The following is an 18,816-nucleotide window of genomic DNA, read 5'->3' as shown; positions in this document are numbered from 1 at the left end:
CTTGAGGAGAACCCCGCATGGCTGAGGAAGCTCGTACGTATGACGCTGACGTGATCGTGGTGGGCTCCGGCGTTGCCGGTGCCCTGATCGCGCATCGTCTGGCCGAAGCCGGCAAGGCGGTCATCATGCTGGAAGCCGGCCCGCGCCTGGAGCGCTGGCAGATCGTGGAGCGCTTTCGCAATCAGGCCGACAAGATGGACTTCATGGGGCCGTATCCCGCCAGCAAGGCGGCACCGCATCCCATGCTGCATGGCGACAATGCCGACTATCTCGTCCAGAAGGGTGAGCAGCCCTATGACGCGCAGTATATCCGCGCCGTCGGCGGTACCACCTGGCATTGGGCGGCCTCGGCCTGGCGCTTCCTGCCCAGCGATTTCCGTCTCAAGAGCGAATATGGAGTAGGTCTCGACTGGCCGATCGCCTATGAGGACCTGGAAGACTACTACTTCCGGGCCGAGGTGGCGCTGGGTGTCTGGGGGCCGAATGATGTCGATCTCGGCAGCCCGCGCAGCGCCGAGTATCCGATGGCGCCTCTGCCGCTGTCGTGGAACGAACGGCGGGTCAGCGAGCGCATCAATCCCCATGGTTTTGACATGGTCACCGAGCCGGTGGCGCGCAACAGCCGCCCCTACGATGACCGCCCGACCTGCTGCGGCAACAACAACTGCATGCCGATCTGCCCGATCGGGGCGATGTACTCCGGCATCATTCACGTCGAGAAGGCGGAGCGCGCCGGTGCCCGACTGATCGACAATGCCATCGTCCATCATCTGGAAAGCGATGCCAGCGGCAAGATCCGCGAGGTGCGCTATCTCGACCCGCAAGGCAAGCAGCATCGACTGAGCGCACCCAAGGTGGTGCTGGCGGCCAATGGCATCGAGACGCCCAAGCTGATGCAGATGTCGGTGAATGCGCATACCCCCGACGGTGTGGGCAACCAGAACGACATGGTCGGCCGGCATCTGATGGATCACCCGGGTACCGGTGTGAGCTTTCTGGCCGATGAGGCACTGTGGGCCGGCCGTGGCCCCCAGGAGATGACGTCCATCATCACCTGGCGTGACGGGGATTTCCGCCGTGAATTCGCCTCCAAGAAGCTGCACCTTTCCAACATCGCCCGGACTCAGCAGATGACCACCGAGGTGCTGGCGGAGACACCCCTGAGGCTGGGCGCAGACCTGCAGGCGCAGATCGACAATCGTGCCAGCCGTTATGTGCAGTTCGACAGCTTCCATGAGCTGCTGCCCGAGCCAGCCAATCGCATCACGCCGTCAAAAAAACGTGACGCACTGGGTCTGCCGCGCCCGGAATTCCGTTATGCTATCGATGATTACGTCAAGCGCAGCGCCGTGCATACGCGGGAGCAATATGCACGCATCGCCAAGCTGATGGGAGGCACGGACATCGCGTTCCGTGATGAGTTCTCCAACAACCAGCATATCTGCGGTACGACCCTGATGGGAGATGACCCGACGCAATCCGTGGTGGACCGCGATTGCCGAGTGCATGGCCACGACAATCTGTTCGTCGCCAGCTCCGGCAGCATGCCGACAGTCGGCTCGGTCAACTGCACTCTGACGATTGCCGCCTTGTCTCTTCGTATTGCCGATCTGCTCGAACAGGAAATATAAGCATGGTCCCGCACGCCCGTACTGCTGGCATTCGTGATGCCATTGATGAGAATGCCCGAGGTGCCCGCCTCACGGCCCGTCCCGCGCGTCTGGCCCGTGCAATTCGTCTTGCTGCCATTGCCGGTTCCAGTGCGCTGTTGCTCAGCGCCTGTGGCAGTGGTGAAGATGAGCACGCCAGGCAGGTGGAGGCCGACAAGGCCGCCACCAATGATCCGGCGTTGATCGAGAAGGGCCTGTACATGGCACGCGCCAGTGATTGCGCTGCCTGTCATAGTACGCAAGACGGTGATGAGTACGCCGGCGGCCTCGGTTTCGAGACGCCGGTCGGCAAGATCTTCGCCACCAACATCACCCCGGACACCGAACACGGCATCGGCAACTACACCCTCGAGGAGTACACCCGTGTACTGCGCGAAGGTGAGGCGGCCGATGGCCACAATCTCTATCCGGCGATGCCGTTCCCGTCCTATGCACGTCTGACCGATGACGACATCAAGTCACTCTATGCCTGGAACATGCATGACGTGACGCCGAGCGCCACGCCGAACCGTGAGAGCGAGATTCCGTTCCCGCTCAACATGCGTTGGCCGATGGCGCTGTGGGAAGAGATCTTCTCGCCGCTGGAGCCCTGGCAGGATGACCCCGAGAAGAGCGCCGACTGGAACCGTGGCGCCTATCTCGTCCAGGGGCCGGGACACTGTGGCAGCTGTCACACCGAGCGTGGCATCGCCTTCCAGGAGAAGGCGCTGACAGGCGATGAGGACGGCTATCTCGGTGGTGCGATGATCGAAGGCTGGCGTGCCTTCAACCTGACGCCGGACATGCAGGATGGTCTGGGCAGCTGGAGTGAGCAGGATATCCAGACCTACCTCGCCACCGGCAACCTCAAGGGCAAGGCGCAGGCCGGCGGCCCGATGGCGGATGTCGTCACGCACTCCATGCGTCACATGAGCGAAGATGATCTGCGTGCCATTGCCGTCTATCTGAAGTCCATCCCGGCCGTGAATGGCAAGGGTGAGCAGGGCGAGGCGATCAATGATGGCGATCGCCAGGCGGAAGCCGAGCAGGCCAGCGAGCCTCAGGTCGCCACGCGGTTCAATCAGGGGGCACCGGCTGACGATGTCCTGTTGCTGCGCGGTCAGCCACTCGACAAGCGCCCGGATGACGAAGCGCTGATCGGCCAGCTGACGGATGCCACCCCGGGTGTGCGCCTGTATCTGGGCCACTGTGCCATGTGTCACGGGGCGGATGGCGCCGGCACCCAGGATGGTTACTACCCGTCGCTGTTCCACAACAGCGTTACGGGCAGTGTCTATCCGGACAACCTGGCGCAGGCGATTCTCAATGGCGTGCAGCGCGAGAACAATGGTCACAGCGTCTTCATGCCGGCCTTTGATGACAACCTGACCGACGGCGAGCTGATCAACCTGATGGACTACCTGGAGAATCGCTTCGGGGAAGGTCACCAGAGTGCCTCTCTCGCGGCACCTGATGCGCGTCGCCAGCAGTTGGCGGACAAGCTGGAAGAATGGCGCAAGCACTGAGGCGCCCTTGATCGCCCCCTCTTGCGTGAACATGAATGTGAATGTGAACGTGAGAAGGGGGCAGGAATTGCCTGGCCAGTCGACGTGGCATGCGTGAAGACCGCCACGACGACTGGCCGATAGGCTCACCCGGCGCCAGAGACAACCAGTGCTGGCGCTATGGTGAGGATGGGGTAAAATTGCGCCAGGCAGGACACCGACATCACATTCATCCCGCTCGGTTGCGCTCAAATGCAGCACAAACTGAAGAACTGCGGTAGAATGTGCGCCCAGACTTTAGCTCTTTATCAATTATTCGAGGCAACATAGCAGTATGACCGACGCTACTCTTGACGATCAGCTTGCATCCCTGTTTCAGGAGCAGGACACCAAGCAGGACCAGAACGCCCGCATCAAGGAGCTGGAGCGTCAGCTGCGTGAAGCCAGCAAGGAAGCCGACAAGCTCCGCAATGCCCGTGACAAGGCAAAGAAGGAAGTCGAGGACCTGCGTGCTCGCAACGAGCGTCTGAGCGAGAAGGCAGCAGCCTCTGACAAGCACCGCAAGCAGGTCGAACACGAGTTCAACCAGAAGCTGGTGCAGTACAAGGCGCGTCTGGCCCGTGAACAGGCCATCGCCCAGTCCCGCATGATGCCGATGGCAGCCGCTGAAGAGCAGGCGGAGTCCGAGGACACCGCAGACGCGGCTACCCTGGAAGACCTGGGTCTGAACGCTGCGGCTATCCGCGCGCTGACCGAAGCCGGCTACGATGACGTCGCCAAGGTCCGCAAGGCCCACGCTGACGGCGTGATCGCTGAGGTCAAGGGTATCGGTCCCAAGGCTCAGTCCCAGATCGCGGAAGCGCTGGACGCCTGATCGTCGCTGATGAATGAAAAAACCCGCCAATTGGCGGGTTTTTTCGTGTCTGGCTGACGTGCCTGGCGTTTGACGGCCCGAGGCGGCCTGAGGGACAAGACGGCCTGGGATCAAGACGGCTCACGACTGTCACTCACGACTGTCACTCACTCTGGAGTTCGGGCCAGGTGACGTTGGCCTGCTGCTCGCCCAGCCAGTCATTGAGCGCCTGACGCATGTCACTGACGGCAAGCGCATTGCCATTCAGCGCATGTACCACCTGGGGCAGGCTTGGCGCTTCACCGGCCTGGGCCGGCCACTCCTGCTTGAGCATGAAGGCCGCCTTCGTCGGGTCTTCCTGATGCAGGGTGCGTTGTGCCGCGGCGTGGGCCTGGCCCAGCTGTTGAAGCTCGGCATCGAGAGCGTCATCGGCGATGTCGGCGCGGCTGACCAGCAGCATGCGCGGGAGATCCAGCATGTTGGCGCGCGGCAGCCAGTCCTTGGAGAGCGGGTGCAGGGCCACCAGACGGGAGGCGTCATCGCCACCCAGGAAGGCGGCATGCATCTTGCGACTGTTGATCAGCGCCTTGGGCGCATCGCCGGCGTACTCATCACCTTCCAGCGCTTCCAGCGAGCGCGGGCTCACCAGCTGCATGCTGGAACCGACCTTGACCTCGATCCACTGCTTGAGCGCCAGATGCGAGCGCGCATCACTGTCGCTGATCACCACCCGCACTGCACGCGTGGTGTCATTCAGGAAGCGGATCAGCATTTCCTGCGGCTCGAACAGCTTGGTATAGCGGATCAGCTCATCGCGTGCGACCAGGCTGACATCATCCAGGTCCGCGCCATCCAGTACCCGCAGCGGCACGCCGCTCTCGGCCAGTGCCTTGAGATTCCAGGGCGTCAGGTAGGCGGCGTCCAGCGTGCCATCACGCAGCCCCTTCATCACCTCATCCGCACTGGCGAATTGCGTCAGGGTCAGCGGCTCGCGCAATGAGTCCTCGAGGGTACCTTCGGCTTCCAGCACGACGGCAGGGCTGGCGCTGACACCGGCGTCGGCAGGCATGCCGATCTCCAGGGCGCTGGCCTTTTGCGCCAGCATCAAGCTGCCACCGGCGAGGCACCAGGCCGCCAGTGTGCGTCGCAGGGGCAGGCATTGGGCACGCGAGGTGAGGGGGAAAGAGTCAAGCAGGGACATCTGGCACTCCGGCAACGGTAACAGAGAGGCGGTAACTCACCGCCATGACAGCGCTCACGCGTGGGCGCTCATGGTAGCCGTTCGCGGGCATGGTGTCAGGCGCGGCGCGGCGTCATGCCTCACCTTGAGCATGTGGAAGCCTTGCACACGAAAAAGCCCCGCCACTTCTCGAGTGACGGGGCTTTTTCGTGTGCAGCGGTTGTCCCGAACGCCCTGGAGATCAGCCCGTGACGCTCGGGTGGCCTGCTTCAGGAGCGTGAACGCGCGGTCTGCTCATCAAGCGCTCGGGCATCGCTGTCCGCGACGACGCCATCGCGGCGGGCGAAGTGGTCGACCCACAGCGCGATCACGCCGTCGCCGGTGACATTGGTGGCGGTGCCGAAGCTGTCCTGTGCCAGATACAGCGCGATCATCAGGCCAAGTTCCGCCTCGCCGAAGCCGAGCATGCTGCCCAGCACGCCCAGTGCGGCCATCACGGCGCCGCCCGGCGCACCGGGCGCGGCGATCATGGTCAGGCCCAGCATGATCAGGAAGGGGACGACTTCGCCGAGACTGGCGATGGCCAGGTCATGGCTCATCATCATCACGGCGGTAGCGCAGGTCACGATGGTGATGGTGGAGCCTGACAGATGGATGGTGGCACACAGCGGCACGCTGAAATCCGCCACTTCATCGCTGACCCCGTTGGCCTTGGTCTGACGCAGGCTGACCGGAATGGTCGCGGCGGAGGACATGGTGCCCAGCGCCGTCAGATAGGCGGGCAGCATGTTGCGCAGGAGTCCCAGCGGCGAGCGACGCTGGACGAGCCCGGTGATCAGATAGGCCGTGCTCAACCAGATCCAGTGCATCACGATGGCCAGCACCAGCACCTTCCAGAAGGTATCCAGTGTCGACAGCGCCTTGCCCTCATAGGCCATCTCGGCAAAGGTACCGGCGATGAACAGCGGCAGCAGCGGGATGATGACGCTGTTGAGGAACACGTCGACCACTTCACGTGATTCAAATACCGCGCTTTTCAGGGTCGGAAGCTCCCGACGACTGATGACGACACCGAAGACGAAGGCCAGTACCAGCGCCGTCATCACCGGCAACGCGGCCGGAATCTCGAGATCGAGGAAGGGGGCCAGTGCGTCGCGGCCTTCGGCCACGGGCGCCATGCCGGACAGCATGCCCGGCAGCAGATTGCTGGCGACCAGGAAGGCGAAGATGCCAGCGAGAATGGTGGAGCCATAGGCCATGCCGACGGTGCGTCCAAGCATGGCGCCTGAATTCTTCGGCAGAGAGGCGATGCCACTCATCACGTAGAACAGGACGATCAGCGGGATGGTGAAGTTGATCAGCTGGCCGATGATGACCTTGGCGGTCAGCGCCGCGCGGACCACGATATCCGGGGCCATCAGACCGATCAGAAGACCGGCGATGATGCCGAGGACAAGTTTGACGATGAGCTTCATGTGGATCTCGAGAGTTTGACGGGTTCTTGCCCTGAGTACAGGCCGTGAATCGCGTACCATCTCGCTGGTCGGCGGACTGCAGGTCGTCGCAGTCAGGCCACGCACCGAAATGGCGCGCAGAGTGTACCTGAATCGACTACCTGAATCATGGCGTCATTTGCCGCAGTCCGTGAGTGATGGCGGCATTCGCTGTCGTCGGGGCCCACGGTCCCCTTGATAGGGACGTTCAGGCCTTGTGGGAGGGCGCCGCTGGCCGGCGCTGTCTGAGCAGGTGATGCACGAGCGCCAGCGCCCCGAGCGTCAGCCCGAACACTGCCATGCCCTGCCAGCCGAAGAGGCTCATCATCTTGACCCCGACGGCCGAGCCCAGGCCGGCACCGGTGTAATAGCACAGCATGTAGACGGCATTCATGCGGCTCTGCGCCTCGGGGTCGATGGAGAAGATGCGTACCTGATTGGGGATCTGGGCGGCGAAGACCCCGAGATCCAGCAGGATGATGCCGACGATCAGCCCCGTCAGGCTGTCGCCCCAGAGGCCGAGTACCGCGAAGGCGGCCACCACCATCGTGAGCGCGAGGCTGATCAAGGGGCCTGCGCCGACACGATTGACCAGACGTCCCGACGCCTTGGCTCCGATGATCCCCGCCAGTCCGATGATGCCGAACAGTCCGGCTTGCTGAACGCTGTAATCAAAGGGCGTGTCGGTGACATGAAGTGCCAGTGTCGCCCACATGGCGTTGAAGGCCGCGAACCACAGTGCGCCGGTGAGCGCGGATTCGCGCAGCAGCGCATGGCGTTTCAGCAGCGTGAACATCGAGGCGATGAGCCTGGGATAGGCCATCTGCACCGCAGGGGCACGACTCGGCAGCTGACGATACAGTGACACGCCGATGATGATGGCGAGGATGGCGGCGACCAGAAAGACGCTGCGCCAGCCCCAGTACTCGGCGATGCTGCCGCTCAGGGTGCGCGAGAGCAGGATGCCGATGGTCAGCCCCGTCATCAGCGTGCCGATCACCTTGCCGCGCCTCTGCGGAGTGGAGAGTGACGCGGCAAACGGGATCAGCTGCTGGGTGATGTTGGCGCCCAGACCGACCACGAAACTCGCCACCAGCAATGGCCAGAGACTCGGGGCAAGAAAGACGCCCAGCGAGGCCACGGCCAGGGTGATGGACAGATTGCGGATCAACAGGCGTCTGTCCATGGTGTCGCCCAGCGGCGAGATCAGCAGGATCGCCACGGCATAACCGAACTGCGTGGCCGAGGGAATCATGCCGATGGTGCCCTGACTGACGCCGAGTGAGGCTGCCATGTCGGCCAGCAGCGGCTGGTTGTAATACAGGTTGGCTGCCGTGGCGGCCACGGCAATCGTCATCAGCAACAGCAGGCCGCGACTGATGGGGGAGGACTCGGGGGTCTCCGTGGTCGTCTCGTCTTGATGGCTCACCGAAAGGCTCCTCTTGCGCATTGTGCTGATGTGCGGATCTGACGCGCTGATCTGGCGTCGATCAAGGTGGCCTACGGTATGTCGCCATCACCTATAAGAGAAATGTTGATAATGGATATCTTTGATGCCGAGCTGTTATCAGCGCGAGCCTGATGAGGCCCGGTCTACCCTCGAGACGCTCTCGCGCACGACCAGCGTGGGGGCCAGCTGGGTCTGTCCCGGGAAGGGGGAACCCTCCAGGCGGGCGATGAGCTGTTCCACTGCCGTGGTGCCGAGATCATAGATCGGCTGGCGGATGGTGGTGAGTGCCGGGTTGAGGTAGGCGCTGATCTCGATGTCGTCGTAGCCGATGATCGACAGCTCGCGTGGGACCTCGAGGCCAAGATCCTGCGCGGCGCGCAGACAGCCCAGCGCCAGCAGGTCATTGAAGGCGAAGATGGCGTCCGGACGATCCCCGGGGTCCGCCAGCAGCAGGTGAGCGGCGCGATGGCCATCTTCCAGCATCAGGTCGGTGGCGACCTGCCAGTCCTCCGGTACGCCCAGGCCGGCGGCCTTGAGCGCCCCGAGTGCTCCGCACAGGCGCTCCCGCGAGCGGGCGTGATCGCGTGGGCCGGTCAGCAGCGCGATGCGCTCGAGTCCGCGGGATATCAGATGCTCGATGGCAAGCCTGCCCCCCAGGCGCGAGTCATCGTTGACCACCGTCATGTCCCAGCCCGGCTGAGGGTCGGCGTCCATCATCACCGTCGGCAGCGGCAGGGCGCTGAGAGCCTGCAGAAAGCCCTCGCCGTTCTCGGCGGTCATCACCACCAGCCCATCGATGCGGCGATCGCGCAGTGTCTCGAGATAGCTGAGCTGCTTGGCATCGATATCATCGCTGTTGCACAGGATCAGGCTGTAGCCTGCCTGATAGCAGCGGTCCTCGACTCCACGGATCACCTCGGCGAAGAACGGGTTGTGTGCGCTGGTGACGATCATCCCCAGCGTGCGGCTGCGATTGGATTTCAGCGCACGTGCCACGCTGTCCGGCCGATAGCCGAGTGCCGCGATGGCCTCGCGCACCCGCGCTTCGGTGTCCCTGGCGACGGGCCGAGTGGCATTCACCACATGTGAGACGGTGGTGACAGAAACGCCTGCCCGTGCCGCCACATCCTTGAGTCGAATCACGCTGCCTGTCCCCTGTCCCTGGTGGAATGATGCGTCTGTTCTGACGCCTGTCGTCACGTCTGTCGATGTGAATGTCGTGGCGTGTTGGTGGCGCCGGTGGAGAGCGGTGACGAAGACGCCGGCACGAGGCCGGCGTCTTGGTGTCACGTCTCGCGGGCTCGCGCTTACTCGGTGATCAGCTTGAGCGGCACGTCGGTGGTCTTGTCGACGTCCTCGCCCTTGAGCAGCTTGTCGGCGACTTCCACGCCGAGACTGCCGATCAGTGACGGTTGCTGCGCGATGGTCGCGTCCATCTTGCCGGCCTGAACCGCCTTGATGCCTTCATCGGTGCCGTCGAAACCGACCAGCAGGATGTCCTTGCCGGCCGCCTGCAGCGCGCGCTGTGCGCCGAGGGCCATTTCATCGTTCTGCGCGAAGACGGCATTCACCTCAGGATGCGCCTGGAGCAGATTCTCCATCACGTTGAGGCCCTGGGTGCGATTGAAGTTGGCCGGCTGGCTGGCGATCAGGCTGATGTCCGAGTGACCCTCGATGGCCTTGAGGAAGCCTTCCCCACGGTCACGTGTCGCGGAGGCACCGGCCACGCCCTCAAGCTGGACGACCTTGCCTTCTCCGCCGAGTTTCTCGGCGATGAAGCTGCCGGCCAGTTCGCCACCCGCGACGTTGTCGGAGGCCACGTGGGCGGCGATCCGGCCGCCGTTGGCGCTACGATCCAGCGTCACCACCGGCACGTTGCGCGCATTGGCGGTACGCACGCTGGAGACGACGGCGTCGGAGTCGGTCGGGTTGACCAGCAGCAGGTCCACGCCACGTGACAGGGCGTCTTCCACGTTGGACAGCTCACGTGCGGCGTCGTTGCTGGAATCCAGCACGATCAGCTCATGGCTGAGCTCCGCCGCCTTGTCCTTGGCACCCTGCTGCAGGCTGACGAAGAACGGGTTGTTGAGTGTGGACACGACCAGCGCGATCTTGTCCGCCATGGCGGATTGCACCGGCATCATGCTCAGACCGGCGGCGGTGATGGCGGTGGTCAGCGAGGAAACGAGCAGTTTTTTCATGGCGTGGTTCCTTTCATTGTTGTCGACGCCATCGTCTGGCGTCTTCGTTGTCGGCGACCCTGCTGGCGATGCATGACCCCGTGGTTGGCGCACGGGATCGAGGGTCTTCGATGCTGCCGGGAATGAAATCGCAAGCGTCTTTCGCGCGCGTTCGAGACTATTTCTGGGCGCGGCTGTCGATCAGTACCGCGAGCAGGATGACGGCGCCCTTGGCGATCATCTGGAAGTAGCTTGAGACCCCCATGATGTTCAGCGCGTTGTTCAAGACCCCGATCACCAGTGCGCCGATCAAGGTGCCGAAGATGCGGCCTCGACCACCCATCAGGCTGGTGCCCCCGATGACGACGGCCGCGATGGCGTCGAGTTCGTATCCGGTGCCGGCATTCGGCTGTGCCGAACCCAGACGGGCGGCCAGGATGGCACCCGCCAGTGCCGCGAAGGCACCCGCGATGGCGTAGACGCTGATCTTGATGCGATTGACGTTGATGCCGGACAGGCGCGCCACCTTCTCGCCACCGCCGACCGCATAGACGTGACGGCCGAAGCGGGTGTGATGCAGCACGCCCCAGCACAGCACATAGACGAAGAACATCATGTAGATGGGAATCGGGACGCCCATCCAGTAGCCGCCGCCCAGGTTCCAGAAGCTGTCGGCGGCTTCACTGACGCCGATGGAGACCGGGCGACCATCGGTATAGACCAGTGTCGCGCCGCGCAGTACCGTCATCGCCACCAGGGTGACGATGAAGGCCTGGATGCGTCCGAAGGCGACGAACAGACCCGAGACTGCGCCCAGTGCGGCACCGGCGATGATGGTGCCGGGCACGCTCAGCCACGGTGACAGGCCGGCGGCGGTCATCGAGGCGGCGAAGGCGCCGGTCAGTGCCAGTACCGCACCCACTGACAGGTCGATACCGGCGGTGAGAATGACGAAGGTCACGCCCATGGCGATGATGGCGTTGATGCTGGTCTGGCGCAGCACGTTGAGCAGGTTGTCGGCAGACAGGAAGTTGTCGGACAGGCCGGCGCTGACGGCGATCAACAGTGCCAGCGCGATCAGTGCCTTGTTGTCGACCAGCAGGCGCATGATGTCGAGTCGACGGTCGCCGGCGGCGGAGGAAGTGGGAGTGGGAGTGGACATCAGTTCGGCATCTCGTGGGGGAAATCAGAAGACGTGTGTGGCGGAGTCGCCCGGGCAGCGCCAGTGCTGGCACTCAGCGGGCTCTCGAGACCGGAGGCGGCTGTCATGATCGCTTCCTGGGTGGCGTTCTCGCGGCTGAATTCACCGGAAATCCGGCCATCGGCCACCACGAGAATGCGATCTGCCAGACCCAGCAGCTCGGGCATCTCGGAGGAGATCAGCAGGATGCACTTGCCCTGACGCTTGAGCTCGTTGATCAGCAGGTAGATCTCGCGCTTGGCACCGACATCGACACCGCGGGTCGGCTCATCGAGAATCACCAGCTCCGGTGCCGGCATCAGTGCCTTGGCCAGCGACACCTTCTGCTGATTGCCACCGGACAGCGTATCGACCGCCTGGGCGGTATCGCTGATCTTGATCTGCATGCTCTTGACGAACTGCTCGACCGCGGCGGCTTCCTCGCCGTGACGAATGCGCCCCAGCGCACCGCAGAAGTTCGGCAGGGCACTGAGAGACATGTTGCTGGCCACCGAGTGCGCCAGAATGAGTCCTGACTGCTTGCGATCTTCCGGCACATAGACCAGGCCTGCCGCCAGTGCCGCGGCCGGCGAGGGGAACTGCCCGGACTGTCCGTTGAAGGTCACGCTTCCCGCCGCGATGCGGGTATCACCGCACAGCGCGCGCGCAAGCTCGGTGCGTCCTGCGCCCATCAGGCCGCCGAAGCCGAGCACCTCACCGCGGCGCGCCGAGAAGCTGATGCCATTGACGCCCGGCGCGTGAAGCTCCTTCACCTCCAGCATCACCTCGCCATCGGGACTGGCGGGCGTATAGGGATAGCGCTCGGCCAGTTCACGGCCGACCATCAGGCGAATCAAGCCATCCTCGTCCAGTTCCGCCGTCGGCCCCTGATGAATCATCTGACCATCACGCAGCACGGCGACTTCATCGCACATGCTGAAGATCTCGTTGAGACGATGGGTGATCAGCACCAGTGAGCGTCCTTCACCGCGCAGCTCCGCGACCACCTCTGCCAGGATGTCCGTCTCGATGTCCGTCAGGGCATCGGTGGGCTCATCCATGATGATGATCTCGGCGTCAAGCGACAGGGCACGTGCGATCTCCACCATCTGCTGCTGACCGATGCTCAGTTCACTGACGGCGGTGCGTGAATCCAGTGTCTGGCGCAGGCGATCCAGCAGTTGGCGGGCATCGGCATGCAGGCGCTTCCAGTCGACGGTGCCAAGCGCAGTGCGTGGTTCACGCCCGAGGAAGATGTTCTCGCCGGCGGACAGGCCCGGCACCAGATTGAGTTCCTGGTGGATGATGGCGATGCGACTGTCCATGGCCTGGCGTGGGGTGGTGAAGATGACTTCCTCATCGCGAAGCCACAGGGTGCCGGCGTCATAGCGATACACGCCGGAGAGAATCTTCATCAGCGTCGACTTGCCTGCGCCGTTCTCGCCAGCCAGCGCATGCACGCGGCCGGCGCGCAGCGTCAGGTCGACGCCCTTGAGCACGCTGACCCCGGAAAAGCCCTTGTCGATGCCGCGCAATGCCATCAGCACGCGCGGGGCAGCGTCCTCATTGACCTTGGGCGCTTGCGGGGTCGGATGCGTGACATCTTGCGTCTGCATGCCCATCAAAAGGGAACTCCGCAATGCAGGATCAGATTGGCGTAGGGCGTGCACTCACCGGTGCGTACGATCACGCTGGCCTTGGGGAGTTCGGCCTTGAAGGCCTCGTGCTCGATCACATGGCGCTCAAGCGGCTTGGCGTCACGCTGCTCCAGTGAGGCCAGGCGGGTCGAGAGCGCGTCGTGAAGCTCCGGGCTCTTGAGCGCCAGCTCGCTGGCATGGGTCACGGCTTCGATGCACAGCTCTGCAAGCAGGGCGTCGAGCACCGGCAGCATGGCCGGCAGCCCGGGAATGATCGCCAGATCCACACAGGGGATATCGGCGGGAATCGGCAGGCCGGCATCGGCGATCACCAGGGTCTGGGTATGGCCGAGGCGAGCGATGTGCCCGCTGAGCGGCGCGTTGAGTAGGCCTTGTCGTTTCACGTCTCAGTCCTTGAATGAGGCAGGGGCGAGTCGATCCAGTCATTTACCTGACGGGTTCACCATGGGCGACAGTATGACGCGCAAACGTTTGCGGCGCGGTAGGCGAAACGTCGTAGCCCCTGTAGAGCGACTACTTTTTTGTAGTGGACGGCGCAGAAGGCGAGCGAGCGGGGGCGAGAATCGGTGATGAAGAAATGACGCCACGGGACTCAAGTGATTGCTGATGTGGCCGATAAATGCAGCAACCGGGACACAAATGCGTGTGGTATGCGTGCTTTTTCGCCCGATGGCGCTGCGAACGGCATGCCAGAATATCGCTAATGCTCAAGGGGAAGGCTTATGGCGACGATTTCATCGCTGGGGATAGGGTCAGGGCTTGACCTCAATGGCCTGCTGAGTGACCTGGAGAGCGCCGAGCGCCAGAAGCTCACGCCGATTGCCAACAAGCAGGCCAGCTACGAGGCGGAGCTGTCGGCCTGGGGAACGATCCAGAGCCGTCTGGAGTCGCTGGACACGGCGGCAGCGTCCCTGGCTGATCCCGATATCTATGCCGGCATGACGACCACCGCCAGTGGCAGTGGCGTCAGTGCCAGCGCCACCAATATCGCGGAGCCGGGCAGCTATTCGGTCTCGATCTCCCAGCTGGCGCAGGCGCAGAGCCTGGCGACCGGGGGTCAGACCCATCGCGATGAGGCCATCGGGAGCGGGACGGCCACCACGCTGACGCTCTCGCTTGGAAGTCTCGGCAGTGACGATGGCTATGTGGCGGACGCCGAGCGCACCGCCGAGATCGTGATCGACTCCAGCAACAACAGTCTGGAAGGCATCCGAGATGCCATCAATGCGGCAGGGCTTGAGGTCAGCGCCTCCATCGTCAACGACGGCTCTGACTCGCCGTATCGTCTGGTGCTGACCTCCCGGGAGACCGGCAAGGACTCCGTCATCAGCCTGTCGACCAGCGGTGAAGAGCCGGCGCTGGAGGACCTGCTTGGCTTCGACCCCGCCGCGCCATCCGCGAGTCAGGTCGAGCAGGTGGTGGAACCGCTGGATGCCAGCTTCAGTGTCAATGGCATCGCCATGCACAGCACCTCCAATGACATCGACGATGCCGTGGATGGCCTCAGTCTCGTCTTGAGCGACGTGACCACGACACCGAGCACGGTGACGGTGGCCGAGAACCCGGACAAGGCGAGTTCGGCATTGCAGGCCTTCGTCACCGCTTACAACGAATTGCAGAAGACCATCGACAACTACACCGCCTTCAATGCCGATGAAGGCACGGCGGGCGAGTTGCTGGGCGATTCGACGCTGCGAACCATCGAGAGCCGGCTCACCTCGGCGCTGAATTTCACCAGTGAGGGGGACTTCTATGCGCTGTCCTCGCTGGGAGTCACTCGCACGGACGATGGCAAGCTTGAGTTCGACAGCGCCATGGTCGATGAGGCGGATGCCACGCAGCTGGCCGCCATGTCCGGCTTCTTCATCTCGGACAGCGAGGCGGGAAGCGTGGGCTTCGCAAGTCAGATGGCTGGCCTGCTGGATCAGGTGGTCGGCGATGACGGTACCCTCGAGAACACGACCGAAAGCATCGAAAGCTCGCTGGAAAGTCTCGAGAGTCAGTACGAGCAGACCGAGACCACCATTGACGCCACCATCGAGCGCTACCGGGAACAGTTCACGGCACTGGACATTCTGGTCGCCAACCTGACCTCGACCAGCGATTACCTGACGGGACAGCTGGAAACTCTGGAAAACAGCTGGAACCTGACCGACTAGCCGGCCAGGTGATCAAACGCCGCCATCCTACATCTGACTTCAGGCTGTTGAAGGCCTTGAATACGCTATGAACAAAGGAAGACAAACGTCATGAGTCGCTATCGTGGGGCCAATGCCTACGCCCGTGTCGGCGTGGAATCCGGAGTCCTGTCTGCCAGTCCCCACCAGCTGATCGTGATGCTGTTCGAGGGAGCTGATCGCACCTTGGCCGCGGCCCGTCTGCAGATGGAGGCAGGCGATATCGTGGCCAAGGGACAATCTCTGACCAAGGCCATCAACATCATCACCGATGGGTTGCGTGCCTGTCTGGATCACGAGCAGGGAGCGGATGTCGCCGCCAACCTGGATCGGATGTATGACTACATTGCCCGCTTGCTGCTCCAGGCCAATCTGTCCAACAGTGTGGAGAAGCTGGATGAAGCGCGCCGCCTGCTCAGCGAGCTGGGCGAGGCCTGGCGTCAGATCGCGGCTCACGACAAGGGATTGGGCTGACCATGGACAGCAATGCACTGCTCGCCTATGACACCTTCCAGCAATGCGATGAGCTGCTGGAGCAGATGAATGCCATGTTGCGCTCAGCACGCCTGGGTGATTGGCCCGCGGTACTCGGCGGGCAGGCCAGCTATATCGAGAAGATGCAGCAGCTGCGCATGCCGCGAGGTGGAAACGCCGAGACGCGCAGGGCGCTGGAACAACGTCTGCGCACTCTGACGACTCTGGAGTCAGAGCTTACCGTTCAGCTCAAGGCGCGCCAGAGCCAGTTGCAGGAAGTGCTCGGAGATGTCAGTACGCGCCGCAAGCTGGCACGCAGCTACGGCCAAGGCAGCTACGGTCAGAATAGCTAAGTCCAGAACAGCCCGGGCCAACCAGGGGAACTACGATTAGATCGGCCAGGAGCAGTGCTGATACGAACAAGGCAGCAAGTCCTGATCGTGAGCGCCGAGAGTCGAGTCTCCAAGGCTTCGGGCAGACTCCCCGGCGGCCTCCTTGGCAATGAGGATTGCACGACATGAGCGGCATCAATCCCTTGATCGATAGTCTGCTCCATCAGGTGTTGGGGAGGGCGGCACAACGCCCGCCGCCGGCGGACTCCGGTGTCGTCTTCCCGACATCCGCTCTCCAGTCGCGTCATGGGCTGGGGGCGGAAGACGCCAAGGGCAGTGGCGGCCAGAATGGCACCAATCTGCTCTTCCAGACAGACACGGGAGCAGGCGCAAGGCCTGCGGCCCCGTCATTGGATGCTGGCGCATCGTTGCTGACAGCCTCGCAAGCCTCCACTTCTCCAACCGGCGCCCCCGCGTCACCTTCCTCTTTCCTCCCACCGTCCGGTGCTTCCGTCGAACTGACGACGCAGACACAGACGATGTCGCGCTTGCTCGATGCCCTGTCACAGCTGGTGGCCAGCGGCTCACCGTCTGCGCGGGTAGGGTTGGCGTTGCCGGAAGGGCAATCGCTTGTTTCTCTGCTGGCGCGCGGCCAGCCCTTGCCCGGTCTTCTGGCGCCCATGGCGTTGTCCAGCGCATCGCTTCTGAGTCTGCCGGCGGCCTTGAGCCAGCAGATTCACCAGAGCGGGCTCTTCTACGAGGCGGACCTGCTTGCCTGGGTCGAGAATCGCCTGGGATTGGCCGACCTCATCGGTCATCCGCAGCTCGCCAATGCCAGATTGGAGGCTCTGTTGGCCTGGCGGCAATGGCCGGTGCTGGCGGAAGCGCGCTTCATCCCCTGGGAGGCGGCACGCGAGGACGCCTTTGTCTGGCGCATGCGAGACATGCGAGCAGAGCTGCGGCGTGAGTCGCGCCCGGGCATGGCTCGCCCGAGCAGTGACATGCTTTTGCCGCTGGGTGGCATTGACGCGGCCCGACAGGGCGCAGGCTCCCATGAAGCCAGTGCGCTGGGTGCCTATCGCGCCAACATGCAATTGGGCGTCGCTCAACCTGCCGCCTCTGATGTGTCTCGCCAGGCGATTGGCTCAGACGCCCTTGCCAGCGGGCTGGTACAGCAACAGCTGTTGTTGATTCTGGGTCAGCCCTTCAATTGGCAGGGCTTGTTGATGCCCGGCCTGCATGTCTTCTTCAGCCTCTATTTCCCGGGGCCGCCTTATCGGCATCGCTCGCGGGATGAGGAGGAGCGACGTGCAGCGCCATTGGGCGTGACACCCGTGGCTGCGCATGACGCCACACCTGACAGTCGCCGCAGTGATCACGGCGAGGCTCAACAGTGGAAGATGTCGCTGACGTTGGTGGCAGGCGACAGCGATGGCGAGGAGGGCGGCGATCGCAAACCACAGGTGACTGCTGAGCCGGAGGATCTTGCTGCGCGAGACACCGCGGAGCAGGGCGAAGAGCAGACGCAAGCGTCCGCGCCAGCCAGTGCGGAAAGTGAGGGTGGTGAGAAGAGCAGGAGCAGTGATGCTTCAGAGAGGGCAATGCTTGCAGTGAAGCTGACCTGGTATCAGCTAGCTGCGCCTGTGGCATTGGTGGTCGAGATCGAGCGACTGACGCAACCCTCCAGCAACTCAGGCGAGCGTGATACGGCCTTGCGCGATCTTCAGCATGCGCTCGCGCAAGGTCTGGCCGGGATGGCGCCCAGGGTGCACGTACGCCCCGTCGATGCAGTGCCTGATCATGAGGCGCCCGCGTCTTCTGATGGCACATCTGTCGATGCCCCCCAGACCACAGCAGGGCATACAGTGGACTTCATGCATACCCAGGGTGAGAGGCTGGGGCAGCGTATCCAGCAGCGTGCTAATTCGCTGGGTCTGAGCGTGCATGAGATGCCTGAGCTGGTTGAAATGCTGGCCACCGGCTTGCCGGCACGCAAGGAGTTGCCCGCAGCCTTGATGCAGGTCGTCGTCAAGATCGCCGAGCTATGGGTAGAGAGACATCGCTCACAGAAGACGCCCTCCGAATAAATCCTCGAGTGTCCAGTCCTGCATGATGATGTTTCATCCTTGTACGATTCTTGCTCATTGAGCCCTGGTGAATGTTTTTTGGCATGTCCCTGCATGGCGCCAGAGGGAGTGTAAAATGACACCTCAGACGGCACGCCATTTGTCATGACATTGAGGAATATAATTTATTTTTAATATCTAAATAAATTGCGTCTCAGTCGCATTGCTTGCGTGGAGACGGGAATGAAACTCCACCGAAAGTCGCCATGAAAATACGATCAGGCCCTGCATGTTGTTTGTTCCAGGAGCCTCATATGCAGTGTTTTATTCTGTTGAGCGCAGAGAAAAGCCCATTTATGCGGGCCGCTAGCGGATCCTCACGCTGCGTTGAAATAGCAGATAGTTTATCCTGATCAAGTGCTGGTATCGCTTTGTTCCTAGTCTTTACGAAGGGCTAACTTGCTGACTGTTGCCGGCCTATTTAGGGCGATTTTTCGATATTGTACAAGGCATGCTTTGGGTGCCGGGAGAGAGCTAGGGCTCCCTTTCACAAAGATGCAACACGCTGTGCGCACCATTCGTTTGCTATTGCTTTGTATGACAAATCTGATGCATCGTG

General features: G+C 62.8%; 15 protein-coding genes. 7 read left to right on the top strand and 8 right to left on the bottom strand.

Features of this window, described 5'->3' with window-relative positions; all coding sequences use genetic code 11:
* Nucleotides 1–17: 17 nt before the first annotated feature.
* The 3 genes from HXS66_RS09120 (at nucleotide 18) to HXS66_RS09110 (ending at nucleotide 4,028) form a co-directional block, all read left to right on the top strand.
* Nucleotides 18–1,631, top strand: coding sequence for a GMC family oxidoreductase (locus HXS66_RS09120; protein ID WP_077376139.1), 1,614 nt, complete (start codon nucleotides 18–20; stop codon nucleotides 1,629–1,631).
* A gap of 2 nt (nucleotides 1,632–1,633) precedes the next feature.
* Nucleotides 1,634–3,175: a cytochrome c gene (locus HXS66_RS09115; protein ID WP_205632757.1), complete on the top strand. Its 1,542-nt coding sequence runs from the start codon at nucleotides 1,634–1,636 to the stop codon at nucleotides 3,173–3,175.
* A gap of 313 nt (nucleotides 3,176–3,488) precedes the next feature.
* A complete protein-coding gene (locus HXS66_RS09110) occupies nucleotides 3,489–4,028 on the top strand; it encodes a hypothetical protein (RefSeq protein WP_176503370.1) in 540 nt (179 codons plus the stop codon).
* A gap of 142 nt (nucleotides 4,029–4,170) precedes the next feature.
* On the opposite strand, the gene HXS66_RS09105 is transcribed toward HXS66_RS09110, so the two are convergent.
* From HXS66_RS09105 to rbsD, 8 genes are all read right to left on the bottom strand, one after another.
* A complete protein-coding gene (locus HXS66_RS09105) occupies nucleotides 4,171–5,208 on the bottom strand; it encodes a hypothetical protein (protein WP_176503369.1) in 1,038 nt (345 codons plus the stop codon).
* Nucleotides 5,209–5,456: 248 nt separating this feature from the next.
* Entirely contained in the window at nucleotides 5,457–6,662 is a 1,206-nt protein-coding gene (locus HXS66_RS09100; RefSeq protein WP_176503368.1) for a dicarboxylate/amino acid:cation symporter, read from the bottom strand.
* A gap of 226 nt (nucleotides 6,663–6,888) precedes the next feature.
* On the bottom strand, nucleotides 6,889–8,109 hold the full coding sequence (locus HXS66_RS09095) for an MFS transporter (protein ID WP_255303175.1): 1,221 nt from the start codon (nucleotides 8,107–8,109) through the stop codon (nucleotides 6,889–6,891).
* A gap of 138 nt (nucleotides 8,110–8,247) precedes the next feature.
* Nucleotides 8,248–9,273, bottom strand: a complete 1,026-nt coding sequence (locus HXS66_RS09090; protein ID WP_077376151.1) for a LacI family DNA-binding transcriptional regulator — start codon at nucleotides 9,271–9,273, stop codon at nucleotides 8,248–8,250.
* Between the two features lie 164 nt (nucleotides 9,274–9,437).
* Nucleotides 9,438–10,331, bottom strand: coding sequence for a ribose ABC transporter substrate-binding protein RbsB (gene rbsB / locus HXS66_RS09085; RefSeq protein ID WP_176503366.1), 894 nt, complete (start codon nucleotides 10,329–10,331; stop codon nucleotides 9,438–9,440).
* Nucleotides 10,332–10,488: 157 nt separating this feature from the next.
* On the bottom strand, nucleotides 10,489–11,472 hold the full coding sequence (rbsC, locus tag HXS66_RS09080; protein WP_176503365.1) for a ribose ABC transporter permease: 984 nt from the start codon (nucleotides 11,470–11,472) through the stop codon (nucleotides 10,489–10,491).
* On the bottom strand, nucleotides 11,472–13,106 hold the full coding sequence (locus tag HXS66_RS09075; protein ID WP_176503364.1) for a sugar ABC transporter ATP-binding protein: 1,635 nt from the start codon (nucleotides 13,104–13,106) through the stop codon (nucleotides 11,472–11,474). The genes rbsC and HXS66_RS09075 overlap by 1 nt, the downstream gene beginning before the upstream one ends.
* 5 nt (nucleotides 13,107–13,111) lie before the next feature.
* On the bottom strand, nucleotides 13,112–13,531 hold the full coding sequence (gene rbsD / locus HXS66_RS09070; protein ID WP_176503363.1) for a D-ribose pyranase: 420 nt from the start codon (nucleotides 13,529–13,531) through the stop codon (nucleotides 13,112–13,114).
* 339 nt (nucleotides 13,532–13,870) lie between these two features.
* On the opposite strand from rbsD, the gene fliD reads away from it, so the two are divergent.
* The 4 genes from fliD (at nucleotide 13,871) to HXS66_RS09050 (ending at nucleotide 18,218) form a co-directional block, all read left to right on the top strand.
* Entirely contained in the window at nucleotides 13,871–15,307 is a 1,437-nt protein-coding gene (gene fliD / locus HXS66_RS09065) for a flagellar filament capping protein FliD (protein WP_176503362.1), read from the top strand.
* A gap of 90 nt (nucleotides 15,308–15,397) precedes the next feature.
* Nucleotides 15,398–15,799, top strand: a complete 402-nt coding sequence (gene fliS, locus HXS66_RS09060) for a flagellar export chaperone FliS (RefSeq protein ID WP_176503361.1) — start codon at nucleotides 15,398–15,400, stop codon at nucleotides 15,797–15,799.
* Between the two features lie 2 nt (nucleotides 15,800–15,801).
* Complete coding sequence (locus HXS66_RS09055; RefSeq protein ID WP_176503360.1) at nucleotides 15,802–16,152, top strand: flagellar protein FliT; 351 nt, start codon at nucleotides 15,802–15,804, stop codon at nucleotides 16,150–16,152.
* Nucleotides 16,153–16,316: 164 nt separating this feature from the next.
* Nucleotides 16,317–18,218 carry a hypothetical protein gene (locus HXS66_RS09050; RefSeq protein ID WP_176503359.1) on the top strand — a complete coding sequence of 634 codons (1,902 nt, stop codon included), beginning with the start codon at nucleotides 16,317–16,319 and terminating at the stop codon, nucleotides 18,216–18,218.
* Nucleotides 18,219–18,816: the final 598 nt, after the last annotated feature.

The organism is Cobetia sp. 5-11-6-3, assembly GCF_013374055.1.
GTDB lineage: Bacteria > Pseudomonadota > Gammaproteobacteria > Pseudomonadales > Halomonadaceae > Cobetia > Cobetia marina.
This window is presented reverse-complemented; position numbering and strand designations above follow the sequence as displayed.